The 21,017-nt window shown below is 46.3% G+C and carries 18 protein-coding genes; 10 read left to right on the top strand and 8 right to left on the bottom strand.

The genetic code is table 11. From position 1 onward, the window contains the following. Positions 1 to 14 precede the first annotated feature (14 nt). Both BUC50_RS08255 and BUC50_RS08260 read left to right on the top strand, forming a co-directional pair. On the top strand, positions 15 to 1,019 hold the full coding sequence (locus BUC50_RS08255) for a BMP family lipoprotein (protein ID WP_013048949.1): 1,005 nt from the start codon (positions 15 to 17) through the stop codon (positions 1,017 to 1,019). A gap of 27 nt (positions 1,020 to 1,046) precedes the next feature. Continuing rightward, complete coding sequence (locus BUC50_RS08260; RefSeq protein ID WP_013048950.1) at positions 1,047 to 2,690, top strand: bifunctional metallophosphatase/5'-nucleotidase; 1,644 nt, start codon at positions 1,047 to 1,049, stop codon at positions 2,688 to 2,690. A gap of 59 nt (positions 2,691 to 2,749) precedes the next feature. Here BUC50_RS08260 and BUC50_RS08265 read toward each other — a convergent pair whose 3' ends face one another. Next, the gene (locus BUC50_RS08265) at positions 2,750 to 3,319 is read right to left on the bottom strand and encodes a uracil-DNA glycosylase (protein WP_013048951.1); all 570 of its coding nucleotides are present in this window, start codon (positions 3,317 to 3,319) and stop codon (positions 2,750 to 2,752) included. 149 nt (positions 3,320 to 3,468) lie between these two features. Here BUC50_RS08265 and BUC50_RS08270 point away from each other — a divergent pair, with 149 nt between their 5' ends. Together BUC50_RS08270 and lplA (BUC50_RS08275) are read left to right on the top strand one after the other, a co-directional pair. Next, positions 3,469 to 4,260 (top strand): 3'-5' exonuclease family protein, encoded by a 792-nt coding sequence (locus tag BUC50_RS08270; protein ID WP_013048952.1) that lies wholly within the window; start codon positions 3,469 to 3,471, stop codon positions 4,258 to 4,260. A gap of 52 nt (positions 4,261 to 4,312) precedes the next feature. Then, complete coding sequence (lplA, locus tag BUC50_RS08275) at positions 4,313 to 5,302, top strand: lipoate--protein ligase (protein ID WP_013048953.1); 990 nt, start codon at positions 4,313 to 4,315, stop codon at positions 5,300 to 5,302. On the opposite strand, the gene BUC50_RS08280 is transcribed toward lplA (BUC50_RS08275), so the two are convergent. The 3 genes from BUC50_RS08280 to BUC50_RS08290 form a co-directional block, all read right to left on the bottom strand. After that, positions 5,289 to 6,401, bottom strand: coding sequence for an ABC transporter ATP-binding protein (locus BUC50_RS08280; RefSeq protein WP_013048954.1), 1,113 nt, complete (start codon positions 6,399 to 6,401; stop codon positions 5,289 to 5,291). The genes lplA (BUC50_RS08275) and BUC50_RS08280 overlap by 14 nt on opposite strands. A 4-nt stretch (positions 6,402 to 6,405) precedes the next feature. After that, the gene (locus tag BUC50_RS08285) at positions 6,406 to 8,100 is read right to left on the bottom strand and encodes an ABC transporter permease (RefSeq protein WP_013048955.1); all 1,695 of its coding nucleotides are present in this window, start codon (positions 8,098 to 8,100) and stop codon (positions 6,406 to 6,408) included. A 79-nt stretch (positions 8,101 to 8,179) separates the two neighbouring features. Then, positions 8,180 to 9,190 carry an ABC transporter substrate-binding protein gene (locus BUC50_RS08290; RefSeq protein WP_013048956.1) on the bottom strand — a complete coding sequence of 337 codons (1,011 nt, stop codon included), beginning with the start codon at positions 9,188 to 9,190 and terminating at the stop codon, positions 8,180 to 8,182. A 369-nt stretch (positions 9,191 to 9,559) separates the two neighbouring features. Here BUC50_RS08290 and lplA (BUC50_RS08295) point away from each other — a divergent pair, with 369 nt between their 5' ends. The 6 genes from lplA (BUC50_RS08295) to BUC50_RS08320 all read left to right on the top strand — a co-directional run bounded on the left by lplA (BUC50_RS08295) (position 9,560) and on the right by BUC50_RS08320 (position 16,352). Continuing rightward, positions 9,560 to 10,567: a lipoate--protein ligase gene (gene lplA, locus BUC50_RS08295; protein WP_013048957.1), complete on the top strand. Its 1,008-nt coding sequence runs from the start codon at positions 9,560 to 9,562 to the stop codon at positions 10,565 to 10,567. Between the two features lie 20 nt (positions 10,568 to 10,587). Further along, complete coding sequence (gene gcvT, locus BUC50_RS08300) at positions 10,588 to 11,679, top strand: glycine cleavage system aminomethyltransferase GcvT (RefSeq protein ID WP_013048958.1); 1,092 nt, start codon at positions 10,588 to 10,590, stop codon at positions 11,677 to 11,679. Between the two features lie 23 nt (positions 11,680 to 11,702). After that, positions 11,703 to 12,104, top strand: coding sequence for a glycine cleavage system protein GcvH (gene gcvH, locus BUC50_RS08305; RefSeq protein WP_013048959.1), 402 nt, complete (start codon positions 11,703 to 11,705; stop codon positions 12,102 to 12,104). A 3-nt stretch (positions 12,105 to 12,107) separates the two neighbouring features. Next, complete coding sequence (gene gcvPA, locus BUC50_RS08310; protein ID WP_013048960.1) at positions 12,108 to 13,454, top strand: aminomethyl-transferring glycine dehydrogenase subunit GcvPA; 1,347 nt, start codon at positions 12,108 to 12,110, stop codon at positions 13,452 to 13,454. Then, positions 13,451 to 14,914 (top strand): aminomethyl-transferring glycine dehydrogenase subunit GcvPB, encoded by a 1,464-nt coding sequence (gene gcvPB, locus BUC50_RS08315; protein WP_013048961.1) that lies wholly within the window; start codon positions 13,451 to 13,453, stop codon positions 14,912 to 14,914. The genes gcvPA and gcvPB overlap by 4 nt, the downstream gene beginning before the upstream one ends. An 82-nt stretch (positions 14,915 to 14,996) precedes the next feature. Continuing rightward, complete coding sequence (locus BUC50_RS08320; protein WP_013048962.1) at positions 14,997 to 16,352, top strand: dihydrolipoyl dehydrogenase family protein; 1,356 nt, start codon at positions 14,997 to 14,999, stop codon at positions 16,350 to 16,352. A gap of 49 nt (positions 16,353 to 16,401) precedes the next feature. Here the strand turns inward: BUC50_RS08320 and lpdA are convergent, their stop codons facing one another. Genes lpdA through BUC50_RS08340 form a run of 4 tightly spaced genes read right to left on the bottom strand, consistent with a single transcriptional unit; the run spans position 16,402 to position 20,978 of the window. Beyond that, the gene (lpdA, locus tag BUC50_RS08325; protein WP_013048963.1) at positions 16,402 to 17,889 is read right to left on the bottom strand and encodes a dihydrolipoyl dehydrogenase; all 1,488 of its coding nucleotides are present in this window, start codon (positions 17,887 to 17,889) and stop codon (positions 16,402 to 16,404) included. 27 nt (positions 17,890 to 17,916) lie between these two features. After that, a complete protein-coding gene (locus BUC50_RS08330) occupies positions 17,917 to 19,173 on the bottom strand; it encodes a dihydrolipoamide acetyltransferase family protein (RefSeq protein WP_013048964.1) in 1,257 nt (418 codons plus the stop codon). A 22-nt stretch (positions 19,174 to 19,195) separates the two neighbouring features. Beyond that, a complete protein-coding gene (locus BUC50_RS08335; RefSeq protein WP_211204274.1) occupies positions 19,196 to 20,494 on the bottom strand; it encodes a TRAP transporter large permease in 1,299 nt (432 codons plus the stop codon). A 13-nt stretch (positions 20,495 to 20,507) separates the two neighbouring features. Next, positions 20,508 to 20,978 (bottom strand): TRAP transporter small permease, encoded by a 471-nt coding sequence (locus BUC50_RS08340; RefSeq protein WP_013048966.1) that lies wholly within the window; start codon positions 20,976 to 20,978, stop codon positions 20,508 to 20,510. Between the last annotated feature and the right edge of the window lie 39 nt (positions 20,979 to 21,017).

The following is a 21,017-nucleotide window of genomic DNA, read 5'->3' on the forward strand; positions in this document are numbered from 1 at the left end:
TGAGGTGATAGGGTATGCATAAAAAAACATGGTGTCTTTTATTAGCTGGCCTACTGCTTTTCGGGATAGCATCCGGAGGAGCCCTCGCTGCCGACAAAATCAAAGTCGCCCTTGTCATCGCAAACAAATTAGGCGACGCGTCATTTTATGACTCTGCCAATGCGGGACTAGAGCGGGCCAAAAAAGAGCTGGACATCGTAGGGAAAGTGGTGGAATGTAATTTTGACCCCGCTAACTATGTTCCATATCTGGCAACTGCCGCCAAAAACTTTGACCTTGTGCTTGTTGTCGGCTTTGAATTTATTGATGCCATCGAACAGGTAGCCCCGGAATTTCCCAACACAGATTTCGCCTATTTCGACGTTTCTGGCAAAACAGTCCATGTCACTTACGTAGACTTTAAAGAAAATGAGGGAAGTTTCCTGGCAGGAGCTCTGGCGGCAATGATGACCACCCGTGAAAACGATCCTCTCGTTAATAAGGAAGCCATTATCGGCGCAGTGGGGGGAGAAGACATTCCCGTCATTCACAACTTCTTTGTGGGATATGAACAGGGCGCAAAATATATCAATCCCGACTGCGAGGTCCTTACGGGCTTTGTGGGGAGCTGGTCTGACCCCGCGAAGGGAAAAGAAATGGCGTTGAACCAGTACCATAATGGCGCAGATGTGATCTTCCAGGTGGCAGGGGGAACAGGGGAAGGAGTTATCGCCGCGGCTAAAGAAGCTAATTTCTATGCCATAGGTGTTGATTCTCCTCAGGAATACCTTGCGCCGGAAGTGGTTCTCACCTCCATGTTAAAGAGACTGGATAACGCGGCTTACGACCTCATAAAGGCTAAAAAAGAGGAAAACTATCCCAGAGGGCAGGTTGTCTCTTGCGATCTCAAAAACAACGGCGTGGGGCTCTCCTGGTCTGATAGTGCTCTGAAGCTCGTTCCCGAAGATGTGCGGCATCGGTTGGAAGAACTTACTCAAGAGGTTGTTGAAGGCAAAATAGTTGTGGAAGAGTATAAATAAGAGTATCAATGAAAGGAGGCTGAGGTTATGAGGAAAAAAATTGTCAGAGGGCTTATAGCGTGTTGTCTTCTCCTCATCCTCTCTGCAGGTGCTCTAGCCGTTGACGGCTCCATTACTCTTATGACCCTTAATGATATCCATAGCCACATCTATCCTTACACAATCAGCAAAGAAGTGAAGGGGGAAAAAGTTAAGGTTGAAGTAGGCGGACTTGCTCGCGCTTCCACTCTTATAGGCAAAGAAAAGGCCCAAAATCCCGGCAATGTCTTTGCTTTGGAAATGGGTGATATCAATGAAGGGCCGCTTTTCTTTTTCTACAAAGGACTTGCTGAGATCAGAGGGCTTAACCTGGCTGGCATTGATATTGCCACTTTAGGAAATCATGAATTCGATCTCGGCCCTTCAGTGCTTGAGGACTTGATGAGATATGCGCGGTTCCCCTTTACCGTAGCGAATCTTCATACAGACCTTCCCGCTTTTCAAAACCTTTATCACCCATACGTCATCAAAGACGCTGCCAATGGGCTGAAGATCGGTTTCTTCGGTCTCATCGCCCCTGAACTTTTCTCTGTCACCAAGGGCAGCCGCGGTTTCCGTGTAGGTCAGGATCTCAAGGAAGAGGCCCAACACATGGTAAAGATCCTTCATGAGGAGCAATGCGATATCATTGTCGCTATGACCCATGTGGGCATCTACGCAGATCGGGCCATCGCCCAGGCAGTAGAAGGCATCCATATCATCACAGGCGGCCATTCCCACACACTTCTTGAAACTCCTGAGATAATAACGGGACCCAATGGGTGGAAAACAATGGTCTCCCATGGCGGTTCAATGGGCAGGTATATAGGCATCGCCACAGTAGCAGTGAAAAATGGCAAGCTTGATGAAGGCAATTCTTCATGGAAAGCGCGGGAGCTCACCAGCGACATCCCCATGGATAAGCGTGTCGCATGGCTCATTAACCCTTTCCAGGAAAAGCTTGATGAAAAACTCGGCGAGCCTATAGGGATCATGACGCAGGATGCTGACGCCACAAAGGCAGCGGTAAGGGGAAAGGAAGCCCCTCTTGGGAATTTTATCGCCGATTCCCTCCGCTGGAATGGTCAGACCCAGATAGGGCTTATGAACGGAGGAAGCATCCGCGGCGATAAGGTATACCCCGCCGGAGAAATCTCATACAAAACCCTTTACGAAATGTTACCCTACGGAAACACCCTTGTTCGAATTGATCTCACTGGGGAGCAAATCCGAGACATTTTAGAAGTATCCGCCTCCGCCCTCATTCGTGAGGGAGATGGGTATGATGGAAACCTTCGAACCCCTACCGGCGGATTCTTACAGGTATCGGGTTTGAAGGTCTCATACGATCTCAAGAAAAAACCCGCTCTGATCAATAACGATGGGGATCTTTTGGAGAATGGGGATCGGGTTGTTGAGGTTATGGTTGAGAACGATGACGGAACATGGGCCCCACTCAACCCTGGCACAGTCTACTCAGTGACGACTACCGACTGGCTTGCTCCAGGGGGCGATAAATATTACGTATTTAAGATGGCGGCTCCCACAGCCTATAGCATGCAGGTAGGGGATGTAGAAAGTTTGGCCCAATATATCCGCCATCTAGGGGAAATAAAGCTTCAATCTGAGGAACGCATTACTATTCTCCAGTAATAGGTTCTCACTCAAAAAAGAGAACATAAAGGGGCTTGCGTTCATACAAGCCCCTTTCTCTATTTCAAAAAGGAAGCTATTTCTCGCAGATCACAAAGGGTCTGATGGAGAGGACGCCCCTTTTCCCTCGATCTGTTCCGCAACAGATAACTTGGATGAAAGAGGGGGCGGATCTTTATTTTCCTCCCTTCAAAATCCCAGGGATAATATTGCCCCCGCAGGGCTGTAACCCCTTTCCTCGTGTTGAGAAACCACTGGGTGGGCGTATTGCCTGCCGTTACAATCAATAACGGGGAAAGGAGGCGTATCTGTTCTTCCAAAAAAGGGCGGCAGGCATCCAGCTCATCCTTTGTAGGTTTTCGATTTTCCGGTGGGCGGCACTTAACCATATTGGTAATGAAAAAGAATTCTCGAGAAAGGCCTGCTTCTTCAATAAGCTGGCACAGGAGATTCCCTGACCGTCCCACGAAGGGGCGCCCCGTTTCATCTTCTGTAGCGCCAGGAGCTTCCCCCACAAGCATAACCCTGCACTCCGCCAAGCCTTCACCGATAACAGGCTGCTGTCTCATTCCGCATAATTCACATTTCTCACAAACTTCTATACGTTGTCGCAAAGAAAAGGCATCCATAGACAGCTGTTCCCTCCAAACGTGTACTTTTCACAATTCTATTTCCATATTCAGGTTACTATGTTTTTTATAGTACGTAAACAGGATGGCACGGCTTCGTGTAATCCATGCTAAAATCAATTGCTACACTGGAGAAAGGAGGATAGGCCATGAATTTTGCTGTCTTTGACCTCGAAACGAACGGACTGAAGGGAAGTTCTGTTGTCTCAGCTTCCTCCATTGTTTTTGATGACAGAGGACATATCCGTGATTTTTTTAATCGCTTTTACTTTCCCACAGAAACACCAGACTATGCCACTGAAAAGATTCATGGTTTGACAGTGGAAAGAATTCATTGGTTCCGTCAGACAGAACCCTATCCCCTCTATTTTCTTGAAGATGTGGACGCCCTTCTTTCTTTCTGGAAAAAGTGGCACGTGTCAGGAATCGTGGTACATAATCTGGCCTTTGATACGTCATTTTTACCCAGAGAAACTGTAAAAGACTGGAAATGGTGGTGTTCCATGATCGGCCTTACGAACTGGTGCGCCATACCTAACCCTAAGAATGCCGCACTGTACAAATGGCCCAGGCTCAATGAAGCGAAAATGAAGACCATAACTCACCTTAAAACTCCGTCTATAGTCAAAACAATAGAAGACGCTCTTCCTTCCGAAATAGGGCACTACTCTCTCAGTGACTGTTTTGAACTGTATGGCATTTTCATGCGTATCTGGGTTTCCCGCCCCGAACTGGTGACATTCCGTCATTATAAAAACCGTTATATTAAACCCCAGGAAAAACACTACCTCATGCCTCTTCCCACGTCGCCTGATATTTTTGTAATTCGCGGACTTCTATTTGCCGAAGGACTGGCCCTTTCAGCAAACTTGACTGAATACGCCTTTCATATACGCTCACTGATAGATCTATATACGCTACACTATAAAGTCAACGTTTAAGGTCAGAAAAAGACAAAGGCTATCCGCACTTTTAGTATCTGGAGGTACTCACATGTACTATATAGAGAACATTTGCACAGACCCGCGGTACAACCTTGCTCTTGAAGAATATGTTTACTCTCTTCTCTCAACGTACAAAGAGAAATTTATGCTGCTATGGCGAAATAGCCCATCAATTATCGTCGGGCGCTTTCAAAATACAGCGGCAGAGGTCAATGAGCCTTTTGTAAGGGAAAACAATCTTCACGTCATTCGCCGCATCACCGGAGGGGGAGCTGTCTATCATGATCTTGGAAATCTCAACTACACCTTTGCCGTACCTAACGATTCAGACAATCCCTTCGATTTTCAAAAGCACTCCCAGCCGATCGTAGATGTGCTGCAAAGCCTTGGGGTATATGCTGAATTCAACAGCCGGAATGACCTGGCCATCAATGGTCTAAAGTTCTCTGGAAATGCCCAGCATATGGATAAAAAAAGGCTTCTTCATCATGGAACCCTTCTCTTTAATTCAGACCTGGAGAAGCTCTCTTTAGCATTGAAAGTTTCAGAAGATAAATTCCAGTCTAAAGCCGCTAAATCAGTAAAAAGCCGAGTTACCAATATTCTTCAGTGGCTTCCCCGCCCTATGAGTATTGAAGCCTTTAAAGATGCAATTCTTCGCCAGATGGATAAAAAGGAGGGTTTCAAGCCCTACTTTCTCTCACAAGACGACCGTAAAAACATTGAAAGGCTCATTGAAGAAAAATACAGTACATGGAGCTGGAATTGGGGAAGATCCCCTGAATTTACAGAAAAAAAGAGCCGGCGTTTCAATGCCGGCAAAGTGGAGGCCTGCTTTAACATAAAAGACGGGGTTATAACAGGCTGTCGTTTTTTCGGAGATTTCTTTGGCGACGAGAACCTTAATATTTTCGAAGGTCATCTTTTACATTGCCTCTATGAAGAAAAGGCCCTGAGAAAAAGGCTCGCTTCCATTGATACTGAAAAATATTTCGCCTCCATACCCAAAGAAGAGCTTGTTTCTTTCATTTGTGGCTAAAAGAAGATGCCGACTCATCGAGAAGGTGTATGGCTTCTTCTTTAAAACGAATGAACACTTCCTCTTCCACTTCAAAAAGGGTCTGCGTTATGGGGTTCACAGTATGAACAATAAGATGATCGTGAAAAACCGTATTGTGAACCTCAATTTCATACTCAATTATGGTTCCTAAAAAAGTACGTCGGAGAATTCTTCCTTCTCCATGGTGTACATCATCGCTTTTTATGTTATCTATTTCTATCGCTTCGGGACGAAGGGTCGCTATAACAATATCTCCAACATGACACGCCTCAGGAATAGCCATAACATCTAAAAGGGAAGAGCCAATGCGGACATGTTTTTTGTCCTCTATTTTTGCAGGCATAAAGTTGACCTTTCCTATAAAAGCCGCAACAAAAGAATTCGACGGCCTTGCGTAAAGTTCAATGGGAGTTCCCACCTGCTCTATCCGCCCCTTGTTCATGACTACCACTCGATCAGATATACTCATGGCTTCCGCCTGGTCATGGGTTACATAGACACTGGTAATGCCAAGTCGTTTCTGAAGATGGCGAATCTCTATACGCATTTGCTCCCGTAATTTTGCGTCAAGATTAGAGAGGGGTTCATCAAAAAGCAAAAGGGCCGGCTCCATTATAATGGCCCTGGCCAAAGCCACCCTTTGCTGCTGACCGCCGGAAAGCTGGCTGGGCTGTCGGGATTCCAGCCCCGTCAATCCAACGAGATCAATGACCCCTTCCATTTTTTCACGGATTTTGCTCTCCTCCATTTTCTTGAGACGCAGGCCAAAGGCAATGTTCTCATACACATTGAGGTGAGGAAAGATGGCATAAGACTGAAAAACCATGGTAGCGTTCCTATGGTTGGGAGCCACATCGTTGACCCTTCGATCCCCGAAAAAAACATCTCCCTCTGTGGGATCTTCAAAGCCGGCAATCATTCGAAGCAACGTTGTTTTCCCACAACCGCTCGGCCCTAAAAGGGTGATAAGTTCCCCCTCTTTTACATGAAGGTCCACCCGATCTACCGCTCGAACTCGATTGGAGGGATCATCATAACTGCCAAAATCCTTGACAATTTTTTTTATGTAAAGTTCCATAGGGCTACAGCTCCTTTGATATCTCTAAGGCTTTCATTCCACCGGCTCGACCCGAAACGAGGCGGCTGATAATGACCATGGCTACAAGGACAATCGCCACCAAAATAACGCTGAAAGCCGCTGCCACACCCAACCGTCCCGACCCAACTTCGTTGAGTATCTGGACCGTGAGAAGGTTCCACCGGGCTGAAACGAGAAAAATAGCGGCACTTATGGCCGTCATGGCCCTTACAAAAGCGAAGACAAGGCCAGAAAAGAACGCCGGTGCTATAAGAGGCAACGTAATTTTTCGAAAAGTAGTCATACCATCAGCTCCAAGATTCTGTGCCGCCTCTTCTATTGTGGGATCTATTTGTCTTAAAACGGCAACTCCCGACTGAATTCCCACAGGGATATAACGAAAAATGAAATTGAGCACAAGAATGACGAGAGTCCCAATAAGAAGGAGAGGCGGTTTATTAAAAGCAAGAATATATCCAATACCTACAACCGTTCCAGGGACGGCAAAATTAAGAATAGAAACAAATTCTAAAGTTCCTTTTCCAGGAAAAGAGAGGCGAACCACCATAAAAGCAATAAGCATGCCAAGAAGCCCAGAAATAGGTGTCGCCAAAGCAGCAATGACTAAGGTATCTTTTATCGTATCAAACCCTACACTCAGGGCATAGGCAAAGTGCCTGGCTGTAAGAGAAAAGTCATATCCCCAAACACGAGTCATGGCCCCGAGAAAAATCGTTCCATAAAAAAGGAGCACAAATAGAGCGAATAAGGCGACAAAAGTCTGCAGGCATTTTCGTGCTCCGCGGCTCACCAGCTTTGATGATGAAGCTACAGGTTTCCCCGTAATGGTCGTATATTGCCGTTTTTCAAGATAATAGCGCTGAATGGCAAAGGCTGTTATAGATGGGATAAGCAACACAACAGCTAAGGCCGCTCCCAGGGGAAGATTGAAGGAACCTGTAATCTCGAGATATGCCTGGATGGAAAGCATAGGGAAACGGCTTCCCGCCAGAACAAGGGGATTTCCAAAATCGGCTAAGGACTCAATAAGCACCACTAGAAAAGCACTGGCTATACCCGGTAGACTCAATGGGAAAGTTACTTTCCAGAAAGTCTGCCAGCGAGAAGCACCTACATTCATTGCCGCGTCCTCCAACGTGGGGTTAAGAGATTCAAGAACCCCACGCAGTGTTAGGTACGCTACAGGAGCAAAGGTAAATATCTGAGAAAGGAGTACTCCTTTAAAACCATAGATACTGAAATTCTTCAGTCCTAATAATCCTTTCGTAATAAGGCCATTCGCTCCGAAGAGCATCAATATGGCCAGTGAGCTGGTAAAGGGCGGGGAAATAATTGGTAAAATAAAAAGGATATGTAAAACCTTCTTCCCGGGAATAGCTGTCCTCGTAATAGTAAAGGCTGCTATATATCCAATTGCAACACCCGCAACCCCTGTAGCTATTCCTACAAAAAGGCTATTACTCAGTGCACTTCTAAGATAACGAAAAGTAAAGAAACGGCGGTAATTAACGAGGGAAAATGCTCCTTCCTGAGTTTGAAAGCTTCTAATCAGCACAGAAATGAGGGGGAAAAGAACAAAAAGAATAAGGGCAAAAGCCACAATACCCACTAAAAAAGCAAGAAGTGGGTCACGCCAAAGAAGCTGCAGTTCCCGCTTAGCTCGACGTATATATGACATAAAAAACCTCCTGAAAAAAGGGGCCAGATCTCTCCAGCCCCTTATTGTTGACCATAGCAATATGAGAATCGCTTATTGTTTATTGACCGAGAACTTCAGTTACCCAACGATCAATAAGGCGGCTTTTTTCCTGAGCCGCTTTCTCTATGTCATAATTGATGAGTTTGATCTCAGAAAGGGGTGGCAGGCCCTCTCCCGCTGAAACATCACTTCGCACAGGGAAGAAATATGTTTTGTTTTCGCTTAAAGACTCCTGTCCCTTTTTCGAGAGTATCCAGTCAACAAGTTTGTGGGCTTCTTCTTTATTCTTTACACCCTTAATGATGGACAGGGCTGCCGCCTCATAACCCACGCCTTCTTTTGGGAAGATGACCGTTGCCGGGAATCCTTCGTCTACAAGTTTCAGGAAAGCGGGGGTAAACTGAATGGCCACCTTGGCTTCCTTAATAGCAAGGTTCTTGCTGGGTCCAGTTCCGCTCTGCGTATAGGTCTGGATATTAGGATTAAGAGCTTTCATATAGGCATAGGCTTCATCTTCTCCATAAATGCTTATAAGGGTCATCATAATAGCAAAGGCTGTGCCGGAGGATTGGGGTGAAGGCATTTGAATCATGCCTTTCAAACCTTCATGCTTCAAATCTTCCCATGACTGGGGAACTGGAATCTTTTCGGCAGCCAGTTCGTCTGGGAGAACTCCAATGCCAATGGGGTTCATATAAAAAGCATGCCAGTACCCTTCCGGATCTTTAAAATTTGCGGCAAGGCGGCTCTCTTCTGAAGAAACGTAAGGCTCTGTCAGTCCTCTTTCCCTTGCTACTATGTGATTTTCACTGGGGGCGCCAAACCAGACATCGGCCTGGGGGTTGGCTTTTTCAGCTTCGATCCGGCTAAGAGCCGGCCCGGAAGATAGAAAAACCATCTGGACCTTTATTCCAGTCTCTTTTGTAAATGCCTCAAGAATATGACGGGCATTTTCTTCGTCCACACTTGAGTAAACAATGAGATCTCCGGCAAAAACACGGAATGGCACCATACAAAGCATTGCTAATACAACAGCAAAAACTGTGAAAATCTGAATCCTGTTCTTCATTAGCAAATCCCTCCTCATACCCTTAGTTTTTACCTCTACTCATTCTGGTAAAATCAATATAACATAGAAAAAGCACCTTGCATCTCTTGCGAATTTTCATAACTTAAAGAATATATAATCTAAACATCATTCTGTTGACTTTATATACTCATATCTTATAGACTTGTAATAAATTGAATAAGAGCGATTCGAGTTTCGTTTCATGTTCTAAGAGACTCGATGAGGCGCCGAGGAGACACTGTATGAATCATCTAAACAACGGCCAGGTTATGGAGATGGTTTTTTAGTTTTGTCTCTCTAGGGGATCGGAGCCTGCAACGGAGGTATTGTTCTGTTGTGGGCTTTTTACATCAAAGGGGGCTAACCGCCATGCTAAAAGTTAAGACTTTTCTTGCTGAATCTCCTTTTGTTGATCCACGGATCAACCTGGCTATTGAAGAACATCTTCTCTCACATCTTTCTAGCCATTCTGTAATTCTTTACCTTTGGCAAAATGAACATACCGTTGTCATCGGAAGAAACCAGAATGCCTGGAAAGAGTGCCGCACAAGCCTTCTATCAGAAGAGAAGGGAACTTTAGTCCGTAGGCTCTCGGGCGGTGGTGCCGTCTATCACGATTTGGGTAATTTGAATTTCACCTTTCTTGCTTCACATCTTAGTTACGACTTCATTCGTCATATAAAAGTTCTTGTTGCTGCCTTTCGCTCCATAGGCATTCCAGCTTCCTTTAGCGGCAGAAATGATATTTTTGTAGAAAATCGCAAGGTTTCAGGCAATGCTTTTTACCAAGGCAAAGCTGGGCGATATCATCATGGTACAATATTAATAGATGTAGACATTGACCGGATGGTCCGTTACCTTCAACCCCCCGCAGCCAAGTTAAAGGCGAAAGGGATCGATTCTGTCAAATCCCGTGTTGCAAATCTCAAAGAATTTAACACTTCTCTATCTATCGATGTGGTCAAAAAAGCGATAAAGGCTTCTTTTCTGGAAGAATATGGCGGAGAAGGTGAAAATATTTCCCTTTCAGATATCATGAAAAAAGAAGAAGTTAAGACCCTCTATAAAAAATATAGTAATCCTTCATGGATATATGGGCTATCTCCAGATTTTGACGTAGAAATTGAAAACCGTTTTGACTGGGGACATGTAGCGTTGGGATTTCATGTGAGAGAAGGGAGCGTGTCTCAGTGCCATATATATTCTGATGCCATGGACGGGGATCTTATAGCAAGCCTTGCTCCCTTTTTAAAGGGAGTTCCTTTACAAGGAGATGTTCTTGCCAAGGCATTAAGAAGGAACTTCCCAGAATCAATGCCCCAGGAGGTACAGGAAATGGCATGTTGGCTCGAAAAAGATTGGGCCCATATGTTTTAGCATCATACGGAGGTGAGGTTGTGAGACGAACAATATTCTACGAGAAACATCTCGCTCACGGCGGGAAAATGGTCGATTTTGGCGGTTGGGAACTTCCTGTTCAATACACGGCAGGTATAGTCGAAGAACACAAGAGAGTTAGATCTGCTGCTGGTCTTTTCGACGTTTCCCACATGGGAGAAGTTAGAGTCGCGGGACCCAAAGCTGAAGCCTGGCTTCAGAACATGATGACTAACGATATCACAGCTATGGAAAACGGACAGGTCATTTACACCTTTATGTGCTACCCCAATGGCGGGGTTGTAGACGATCTTCTTGTCTATAAGGTTTCCACAGAGAACTACTTTTTGGTTATCAATGCTTCAAACACAGACAAGGACGTCCTCTGGTTCCACGACCATGTTACAGAAGGCGTAACTGTTGAGAATTTATCTCCTCAGTACAGTGAACTCGCCCTCCAGGGCCCCAAAGCAGAAGAGATTTTGAAAAAGATAGCTAATTTCGATCCTGCCAGCTTGGGGTTCTTCCGGTTTGTTGAGAATGTCAAAGTGGCAGGTGTAGACGCTCTTGTGTCTCGTACCGGATATACAGGAGAAGATGGCTTCGAAATTTACATGCCATGGGACGAAGGCGCCCCTGTATGGGATGCTGTAATGAAAGCGGGAGAAGAGTTCGGTATTCTTCCTGCAGGCCTGGGATGCCGCGATAGCCTTCGCTTTGAAGCTGGCCTCCCCCTCTACGGTCATGAACTGGCAGCCTACATTACCCCTCTAGAGGCGGGGTTGGGGTTCTTTGTGAAGCTCAACACAGAATTTATTGGGCGACATGCTCTTGCCGCACTCAAGGAAAACGGCGTTCCCCGCAAGATCGTCGGCCTTGAAATGATAGACAAGGGAATTCCCAGAGAGCAGTATGAAGTCAGAGCTCAGGGACGAACCGTAGGCAGGGTGACTACAGGTGGTTATTCCCCAAGCCTTGATAAGAGCATTGCTTCTGCCCTCGTTGAAGCTTCTGCGGCTGACGAAGAAGAAATGTTCATTGTTATTCACGGGAAAGAAAAGAAAGCTAAAAAGATCAAAAGACCTTTTTATCAAAAACACTACAAACGGTAAAAGAGAAAAGGAGGTTACGGATAATGGCAAAAGTATTGAAAGACCTTAAGTACACAGAAAGTCACGAATGGGTGAAAGTTGAAGGCGGCAAGGCTCGTATAGGAATTACAGACTACGCGCAGCATGCAATGGGTGACATTGTTTATGTGGAACTCCCGGAAGAAGGTGCTGAATTTTCAACAGGCAGCGACCTTTGCGTAGTGGAGTCAGTAAAAGGAGCTAACGACGTGTACGCTCCTGTAAGCGGCACCGTTGTAGAAGTCAACTCAGGGCTTGAGGATTCACCTGAACTTCTCAATGAAGACGCTTACGCCAACTGGATCGTTGTATTGGAAATGTCCGATACCTCAGAACTTGACAATCTTCTTGACGGGGAGGCCTACGAGAAGCTGTGTGACAGCCTCGAAACGAAAGAGGGGGCGTAGTTTATGGCACGTTATATTCCAAACACGGAGGAACAGCAAAAAGACATGCTCCATAGAGTGGGTGTTTCCTCTATTCAGGAACTGTTTGCTGACATCCCTGAATCAATTCAACTAAAAGAAGATTTAAACATTCCTTCCGCTCTTTCAGAACTTGAGCTGGGCAGGCATATTCGTTCTATGGCTGCCTCTAATGCCAGCGCGGACAAATATGCTTATTTCCTTGGCGCTGGAATATACGATCACTTTATCCCTACAGTGGTCAACCATCTGGTCAGCAGGCAGGAGTTCCTTACAAGTTATACGCCGTACCAGCCAGAAGTGAGCCAGGGTACTCTTCAGACTATTTTTGAGTATCAGACCATGATTTGCGAACTCACAGGAATGGACGTGTCCAACGCTTCCATGTATGACGGCGCTTCAGCAATGGCTGAGGCTGCATTTATGGCAGGAGCCTCTACAAAAAGGAGCGAAGTACTCGTTGCTCGATCCGTCCACCCTGAAAGCAGGAAGGTTCTTAAGAGCTATGCCCCTTATCAGCACCTTACCGTCAAAGAGGTGGGTTTTAAGAACGGCAGCATTGACATGGAGGATCTCAACAAACAAATTTCATCCAACACAGCAGCCGTAATCGTGCAAAGCCCGAACTTTTTTGGCGTTCTGGAAAACCTTGCTGCCATAGGGGAAGCGGCCAAGAATGCCGGTGCTGTTTTTATAGTGGCAACTGACCTCATGGCCCTTGCTCTCCTTGAGCCACCCGCAGTTTACGGAGCAGATGTGGTCATTGGTGACGGACAGCCCATAGGCAATGCCATGAATTTCGGTGGTCCTGGTTTTGGCTTTTTTGCAGTGACAAAAAAATATATGCGGAAAATGCCAGGACGAATCGTAGGACAAACACTGGACAGGAAAGGAAACACTGCCTACGTTCTGACCCTTCAGGCTCGTGAGCAACATATTCGCAGAGAAAAAGCCACATCAAATATCTGCTCTAACCATAACCTTAACATCGTTATGGCAGCCATATATATGAGCCTTATGGGCAAAGAAGGACTTTGTGAGGTCGCTAATGCATGTCTGCAAAAAGCAGCCTATACGAAGAAACTTCTTACAGAAAACGGAACCTTTAAATCAGCCTTTGACGCCCCCTTCTTCAGAGAGTTCGTAGTAACGCCTGAAGAGGCTCCAGTGTCAATTAACAAACGACTCTATAAGGAAGGAATCATTGGTGGATATGACCTCTCCAAGGACTACCCTGAACTCAAAAACAGCTGGCTTGTAGCCGTTACTGAGAAACGGACCAAAGAAGAAATCCACCGCTTTGCCAAGATAGCAAGGGGGGATAAGGCATGATTCGACTTGTGCCGCCTATTTTTGAAACAAGCGTTCCTGGAAGAAAAGGTTACTCTCTTCCAGAAATGGACGTCCCACAAGAGAAGCTTGAAAAACTCATTCCCGAAGCAATGTTGAGGAAAGAGAAAGCCGGCTTACCTGAAGTAAGCGAAGTGGATGTAGTCCGTCACTTCACTCGCCTTTCTCAATTGAACTTTGCCGTGGACGAAGGGCTATATCCTCTTGGTTCATGCACTATGAAATACAACCCTAAGATCAATGAAGACATGGCTAATCTGCCTGGCTTCACTGGGATACATCCCCTGCAATGCCCTCATACCGTTCAGGGAGCCCTCGCCCTTATGTACGAGCTTTCTGCCATGCTGGCAGAAATCACAGGAATGAAGGCCGTATCTCTTCAGCCTGCGGCAGGAGCCCACGGAGAGCTAACAGGGGTCATGATCATAAAAGCCTACCACGAACATCGTGGAGACTCAAAACGTACTAAAATGATCGTCCCAGATACAGCTCACGGAACAAATCCAGCGTCCTCTGCCGTTGCAGGTTTTGATGTGGTTGAGGTTAAATCCAATGAACGTGGCAATGTTGACGTAGAGGCACTCAAAGCCCTTATGTCAGATGAGATTGCCGGAATCATGTTAACGAACCCCAACACTCTCGGTCTCTTCGAAGAAGACATCCTTGAAATCGCCCAAATCGTTCACGACGCAGGGGGCCTTTTATACTACGATGGAGCCAACGCCAACGCCATTCTTGGGAAAACGCGACCTGGGGATATGGGATTTGACGTGATCCATCTCAACCTTCACAAATCCTTCAGCACTCCCCATGGCGGAGGCGGTCCGGGATCTGGCCCGGTGGGTGTTTGTGAAAAACTCGTTCCCTTTTTACCAGTTCCCTCTATAGTCAAAAAAGATAATGGTTACGAATTTGACTATGACAGCCCCCTTTCCATTGGGAAAGTTCGTTCCTTTTACGGGAACTTCAGCGTCTTAGTGCGGGCCTATACCTATATCCGCACCATGGGACCAGACGGACTGAGGGCTGTGGCTGAAAATGCGGTGCTTAACGCAAACTATGCACAGGTTCAGCTGCAAGAATACTTCGATCTCGATTTTAAGCGAATTTGCAAACATGAGTTTGTGCTTTCAGGGAGAAAACAGCACCATGAAAGCGGCGTTTCTACCTTGGATATAGCCAAACGGCTCATAGACTATGGCTTCCACCCGCCAACAGTGTATTTCCCGTTGCTCGTGGAAGAAGCAATCATGGTGGAACCGCCTGAAAGCGAAAGCAAAGAAGAAGTGGATTCTTTCATAGAGGCCATGATTTCTGTGGCAAAGGAAGCCAAGGAGAATCCTGAACGCTTCAAAGAAGCACCTTATGGAACAATTGTTTCACGGCTTGACGAAACCCTGGCCGCAAGAAAACCAGTTCTTCGCTGGAATCCAGCAGAGTAAAACCGGTACGTCGTGGGGACCCGGCAGAATACCATTTCGCCGGGTCCATTTTATTTCAAAGTTAAGAACAGGAGGTGTGCATATGTACGACGTTATTGTTTTGGGCGGCGGCCCTGGCGGCAATAAGGCAGCTGAGCTCGCAGCCAGAAACGGTTTAAAAACAGTGATGATAGAAAAAGCCCGTCTCGGCGGAACATGCCTGAACCGCGGCTGCATTCCTACAAAAGCATATTTTGCGCGAATCATAGGCGGCCATGGAACCATTGAAGAAATGTGGAACCATAAAGAGCAAATCGTTGAGAAACTCAACAGTGGAATCTCCACTCTCATGAAAATGTCAGGCGTGGAAGTCGTACTGGGTACGGGAAAAATCATCAGCACTGGAGAAACCCAAATAGTAGAAGTTCAGACCAGCGAAGGGATACGGCAAATTGAAGGGAGAAACCTTATTATTGCCACCGGTGCCCGTTCCCTGGCCATGGAATTTGAAGGGGCAGACCTCCCTGGCATCATTACAGGGGATTACGCTGTAACCTATCCAGAACTCTGGAAATATCCCGACTGTGAAGAAGTAAAATCTGTAGCTGTCATAGGAGCGGGTGTTATCGCCGTGGAACTCGCTGTTCTCTTAAGACGCATGGGCAAGGAAGTCACCATCCTTAAACACTCAGACCAGGTTCTGCGCCGTGCCGACAAAGATGTGAAAAAGAAACTCATTCAATCCCTCAAGAAGATGAAGATCACCATGGTAGATTACTTTGCCCCTGAAAAGGCTCTTCTCGAAGGAGAACAGGTCAAGGTTTGCGGAACCACGCCAAAGGGAGCTGTTGACATCAACTGCGATCGCCTTATTCTTGCCTCGAGCATGATCCCCATTCTTGATGGGTACGGACTTGAGGATTCGGCTATAGAATACTCGAAAAAAGGCATAAAAGTAGATAAGCATATGGAAACAAATGTTCCCGGGGTATATGCCATCGGAGACGTTACTGGCGGAATGATGCTCGCCCATCTGGCAGAGTATCACGGATTGAGCGCAATCGAGCATATCCTTGGAAGAGAATATGTCATCAATCCTGACCATGTGCCATGGTGCGTCTTCTGCGACCCTGAAATCGCTGTAGCCGGTATAACGGAAGACGAAGCTGAGGCCCGCAATATTTCTGTAAAGGTTGCCAGGGCGTACTTTCTGGGGAACGGAATGGCACAGGCCCTCAATAATACAGACGGATTTGTCAAAGTTATTGCTTCTCAGGAAGATGACCGTCTGCTTGGCGTCCATATCATAGGTCCGGAAGCTTCTTCTCTTATCGGCGAAGCAGCTCTCGCTGTAGCCCAGGGAATGAAGGCAAAAGACGTGGCCCGAACCATCCACCCCCACCCAACCCTTACTGAATGTTTTAAAGATGCCCTTTTCCGCCTTGAAGAAGATTCGTAGGCAATGAATAAGCCGGAGGGAAATTACATCCTCCGGCTTATTCATTGCGCTATTTTTTTGCTGGCAGGTGAATAACCCGCCCCAAGGCTGCCAGAGCCCCTTCTGCCAAAGCTTCTCCTATGGTGGGATGGGCATGGATTGTAGAAATAATCTCCTCCGCCGTGGCCTCCAGACGAAGGGCCAAAGCTCCCTCCACAATAAGATCTGTGGCCCTTGGCCCTATGATATGTACACCCAAAATTTCATTGTACTTCTCATGGATCACGTACTTCACCAATCCATCAATGTCATTCATAATAATGCACTTTCCGTTATTAGCCAGGGGGAACCGCCCGACCTTCACCTTAAACCCCTTTTCCCGAGCCTGCCTCTCAGTGAGCCCGACCGACGCTATCTCTGGTGAGGTGTAGATTGCGCTGGGAACAGTTTTATAATCCATGGTAACAGACCTTCCCATAATGTTCTCCGCAGCTACAATTCCCTCACGAGAGGCCACATGAGCCAGCATTATGGGAGAAGCGCAATCACCTATTCCATAAATGTGACTCACGTTGGTGCGGAGATAAGAATCAACACGGATACGCCCCTTCTCTGTTATGACTCCGGCTTTTTCAAGCCCAAGGCCATTGATAACAGGGCGGCGTCCTACAGATACAAGCACCTTTTCGGCCTCTACGGTCACTGTTCCATCAGGACTTTCAACGCTGACTGCCAGCACGCCCGCCCTCTCCTTTACTTCTGTCACTTTAGAAGATGTGTGAAAAACAACCTTTGAACGGGCGAGAACTCCTTTAATGATCTGAACCAATTCCTCATCCATATTAAGAAGAATGTCTGGCAGCATTTCTACCACAGTAACTTTCGTTCCCAAAGAAGCATAGATCGATGCAAACTCCATCCCAATAACTCCTCCGCCAACTACAACCATTGACGAAGGCACTTTTTCCAGGCTTAAGGCCTCATTGCTGGTAATAACACCTGGAATATCAAACCCCCGTATGGCAGGAATTACAGGCTCGGATCCTGTAGCGATAATAAAAGAATCGGCCTCAATTCTGGTTTCCCCGCCATCCTTCAGTTTTACACCCACAGAGCGAGGGGATAAAAACTTCGCGAAGCCATCAATTACTTCTACATCATTGGATTTCAGTAAAATGCCAACACCGCCTGTCAGGTGATCCACAACCTTCTCTTTTCGCTTCATGAGGGCATTCCAATCCACTGAAACCTTCTCTGCAACAATTCCAAGATGGGATGCCTTCTTGATGGCTGTAAAAAGTTCTACTGAATGTAGAAGAACCTTTGTAGGGATGCAGCCCACGTTAAGGCATACTCCTCCAAGACGTTTTTTCTCCACAAGGGTCACACGGGCGCCCAGCTGAGAAGCGCGAATGGCTGCTACATACCCTCCCGGACCTCCCCCAATGATAACCACATGTTTCTTTTGCTCTCCAACAGAAGGAAGGGGTTCTGCTATGGGAGCTGGACCTTCTGTCATTGTCAAGCCGGGTTTCGGCATTGTTATAGAATGTGCCATAAGCCGCTGCCAACCTCCTCCTTATCCCTACAAAAGCAACAGGTAGGGATTTTCTGCAAGTTCCTTAATCCTGGCGAGAAATTTAGCGGCATCTGCCCCATCCAGAAGGCGATGGTCTGCGCTAAGGGAGAGCATGGCCATAGGGCGAACCTTAAGTTCTCCGTCTATGACTACTGGACGATCCACAATAGTATTAATAGCCAAAATACATGCTTCTGGTGGATTCACTATGGGAGTAAAACTGTGTAAGCCAAACATTCCCATATTTGTAATAGTAAAGGTTCCGCCCTGAATCTCTTCCAGTTCAAGCTGGTTAGCACGCGCCCTGGCCACAAGATCTTCTGTTTCTACAGCAAGCTGGGAGAGGGATTTAGTTTGAACCCCCTTCACATTAGGAACTACAAGGCCGCCTTCCAGAGCAACAGCCAATCCGATATTTGCATTTCCGTGAAGAATTACTTCCTGCCCTTCAAGGGAGGCATTGGCCATGGGATGCTCCATAAGAGCCTGAGCACATATTTTCATGAAAATATGATTGTAAGAGATTTTCACGCCCTGTTTCGAAACAGCCACTTTCACACTCTTTCTGAAAGCTATAAGAAATGTAAAGTCAACTTCCATATTGTATGAGACTGCCGGAATGGACGTTGTGGAAAGAAGCATTCTCTCGCCAATGACCCTCCTCATGTTTGACAGAGGAATACGACGGTCCTCTGCTAAAATGCGAGATGGAAGAGAGGAAACAGTGGTCATGACATCTTCTTTCATAATACGCCCCTGCTTCTCAATGGCAGCAAGATCCACACCAAGCTCTGCAGCCATACGTTCTGCCATTGGCGACGCCTTGACCTTCTCATAGGCAGATGGGCTTTCAGCGAAGGCTACTACATCTTTTTTTACAATACGCCCCTCTGGCCCGCTCCCATGAACCTGAGATATATCAACTCCAAGGTCTCTGGCCGTTTTTTTCGCCAGGGGGGATGCTTTGATGAAACCTTTTGAAGTCAGCTCTGGAGAAACACCTATAAGGGGCGAGTAATCTTCACCTTTTTCTCCTATGACAGCGAGAGGAGAACCCACAGAGACCTCTTCGTTGATATTCACAATAATGGCCAGTAAGAATCCTTCTTCCGGCGATTCTACATCAAAGGTCAATTTATCCGTAGCGGCGATAAATAGGATCTCTCCCTTCTTGACAGCATCCCCTTCCTTTTTTTTCCACTCAGAGACAGAACCGCTGTTCATGGTGAGTCCTAATTTTGGCATGGTTACCAGCGTAGCCATAATAAACCTCCTTCCATATTGCTTAATAAAGATTAAAAGCTTTAGGCAAGAACGTAGAGATCGTGGGGAACAGCGTAATTACAATTAGGGCCAATATGGATGCTAACACCAGAGGCATTGCAGGTTTACTGATATCTTCCATAGAGAGTTTACTGATATTGGCTCCCACATACAAGTTGACAGCTACAGGAGGTGTCACCTGCCCTATAGCGAGGTTAACCGTCATTACGACGCCAAACCAGATAGGATCCCATCCAAAGTGAGCCATAATAGGTATGAGAATGGGAAGAAAAACGTAGTAGATAGAAATGGCATCGAGAACCATTCCCGCCAAAAGCAAAATAACATTGATAAGCAACAAAATAACCATAGGGTTACCAGAAAGGTTTAGAAGGAGATCCGCAGCCTTATCAATAAGCCCTACTGTGGCACCTACCCATGAGAAGAGACCGGCACAGGTAACGACGATCATGACAACGGCAGTGGAGATAACACTTGAAACAAGAATTTCGTACATAACTCTCACAGTTATGGTTCTATAGACAAAAACACCCACAAAGAGACCATAAAAAACAGCGACAGCCGCGGCTTCCGTGGGAGTAAAAATACCTCCGTAGATTCCTCCAAGGATAATAACCGGAGTCAACAAACCCCAAAATGATTCTTTAAATGCTTTTAAGAGCTTTTCTCTCCCCCCACGGGGCTCTCCGTGATATCCGTGTTTTTTACTTATAAAATAAACAAAAAGCATTAAAAACAGAGCCACCACTATACCCGGGAAAACACCAGCCGCAAAAAGAGCGCTGACTGACGTCTCTGTAACAACGCCGTACACAATAAATGCTATGCTTGGCGGAATGACTATTGCCAGACCAGAAGAAACAGACACTACAGCGGCAGAAAAAGCCTTATCGTATCCGGCAGCCGCCATTCCGGGGATAAGGATCAACCCGAGGGCAGCAACAGTTGCTGGGCCAGAGCCGCTGACCGCTCCCCAGAAGGTGGCCACCCCTACAGTCGCTATCGCGAGTCCTCCCGTGACGGAGCCTACCAGTTCCTTTATAAGATTGATGATCCGCACCGCAATGCCAGCTTTTTCCATAATGACCCCAGCTAAAATAAAGAAAGGAATGGCCAGAAGGGGGAATTTAGCTATGCCGGCATAAAAGTTATAGGAAATCATTTGGTGCCCCAGGCTCCAATGCCACGATACAAAAAGGGCCGATCCCCCAAGGGCCACTGCTATTGGAAACTTGAGCAAAAGGGGTATTACAAAAATAATAAGCGCCCACAAAGCGGGGTCTTTAAGAATTTCAGTCATCATATAAGCCCCCTCAAAACTGATGTTCTTTATAGGTTTGAATAGAATGCTGCAAAAGCCGTAAAATAATGAGCACCGAAAAAACAGGAGTAGCAATGGTATAGATCCAGACTGGGATATCCAGGGATTCTGTAGTAACATCCAAAGCTATTTCATCTATGACTTCCACATATCCATAATAGGCAAGAACAGCAAAAAACAGAATTGATGCCGCCGTAGAGAAAACAAAGCAAATCAGGCGTTTTTTGGGCGCCAAACGCTCGTAAAAAAAGGTCATACTTAAATTAGCCCCCTGTTTAAAGGCCATAGAGGTTCCAAGCATAACGAGCCATACAAAAAGATTGACCTCTATCTCTTCTGTAAAAGACAAGGGGTATTTAATAAAATACCGTGTTACAACATTGATAAAAGCTATGCTGACCATAATCATCAGCATCACAGCGCCGACAAGCTCTTCGAAGTGGTCCCAAAGTTTTTTTAGCATAAGGCCAACAACCCCTTTTTTATAAGGAGGAGGAAAGGC

Source organism: Aminobacterium sp. EBM-42, assembly GCF_001896635.1.
Classification (GTDB): Bacteria; Synergistota; Synergistia; order Synergistales; family Aminobacteriaceae; genus Aminobacterium; species Aminobacterium colombiense.

What these genes read in the sequence shown, in the direction of transcription:
- BUC50_RS08255 (WP_013048949.1), top strand. Translation starts at nt 15, where the DNA reads ATGCATAAAAAAACATGGTGTCTTTTATTAGCTGGCCTACTGCTTTTC.
- BUC50_RS08260 (WP_013048950.1), top strand. Translation starts at nt 1,047, where the DNA reads ATGAGGAAAAAAATTGTCAGAGGGCTTATAGCGTGTTGTCTTCTCCTC.
- BUC50_RS08265 (WP_013048951.1), bottom strand. Translation starts at nt 3,319, where the DNA reads ATGGATGCCTTTTCTTTGCGACAACGTATAGAAGTTTGTGAGAAATGT.
- BUC50_RS08270 (WP_013048952.1), top strand. Translation starts at nt 3,469, where the DNA reads ATGAATTTTGCTGTCTTTGACCTCGAAACGAACGGACTGAAGGGAAGT.
- lplA (WP_013048953.1), top strand. Translation starts at nt 4,313, where the DNA reads ATGTACTATATAGAGAACATTTGCACAGACCCGCGGTACAACCTTGCT.
- BUC50_RS08280 (WP_013048954.1), bottom strand. Translation starts at nt 6,401, where the DNA reads ATGGAACTTTACATAAAAAAAATTGTCAAGGATTTTGGCAGTTATGAT.
- BUC50_RS08285 (WP_013048955.1), bottom strand. Translation starts at nt 8,100, where the DNA reads ATGTCATATATACGTCGAGCTAAGCGGGAACTGCAGCTTCTTTGGCGT.
- BUC50_RS08290 (WP_013048956.1), bottom strand. Translation starts at nt 9,190, where the DNA reads ATGAAGAACAGGATTCAGATTTTCACAGTTTTTGCTGTTGTATTAGCA.
- lplA (WP_013048957.1), top strand. Translation starts at nt 9,560, where the DNA reads ATGCTAAAAGTTAAGACTTTTCTTGCTGAATCTCCTTTTGTTGATCCA.
- gcvH (WP_013048959.1), top strand. Translation starts at nt 11,703, where the DNA reads ATGGCAAAAGTATTGAAAGACCTTAAGTACACAGAAAGTCACGAATGG.
- gcvPA (WP_013048960.1), top strand. Translation starts at nt 12,108, where the DNA reads ATGGCACGTTATATTCCAAACACGGAGGAACAGCAAAAAGACATGCTC.
- gcvPB (WP_013048961.1), top strand. Translation starts at nt 13,451, where the DNA reads ATGATTCGACTTGTGCCGCCTATTTTTGAAACAAGCGTTCCTGGAAGA.
- BUC50_RS08320 (WP_013048962.1), top strand. Translation starts at nt 14,997, where the DNA reads ATGTACGACGTTATTGTTTTGGGCGGCGGCCCTGGCGGCAATAAGGCA.
- lpdA (WP_013048963.1), bottom strand. Translation starts at nt 17,889, where the DNA reads ATGGCACATTCTATAACAATGCCGAAACCCGGCTTGACAATGACAGAA.
- BUC50_RS08330 (WP_013048964.1), bottom strand. Translation starts at nt 19,173, where the DNA reads ATGGCTACGCTGGTAACCATGCCAAAATTAGGACTCACCATGAACAGC.
- BUC50_RS08335 (WP_211204274.1), bottom strand. Translation starts at nt 20,494, where the DNA reads ATGACTGAAATTCTTAAAGACCCCGCTTTGTGGGCGCTTATTATTTTT.
- BUC50_RS08340 (WP_013048966.1), bottom strand. Translation starts at nt 20,978, where the DNA reads ATGCTAAAAAAACTTTGGGACCACTTCGAAGAGCTTGTCGGCGCTGTG.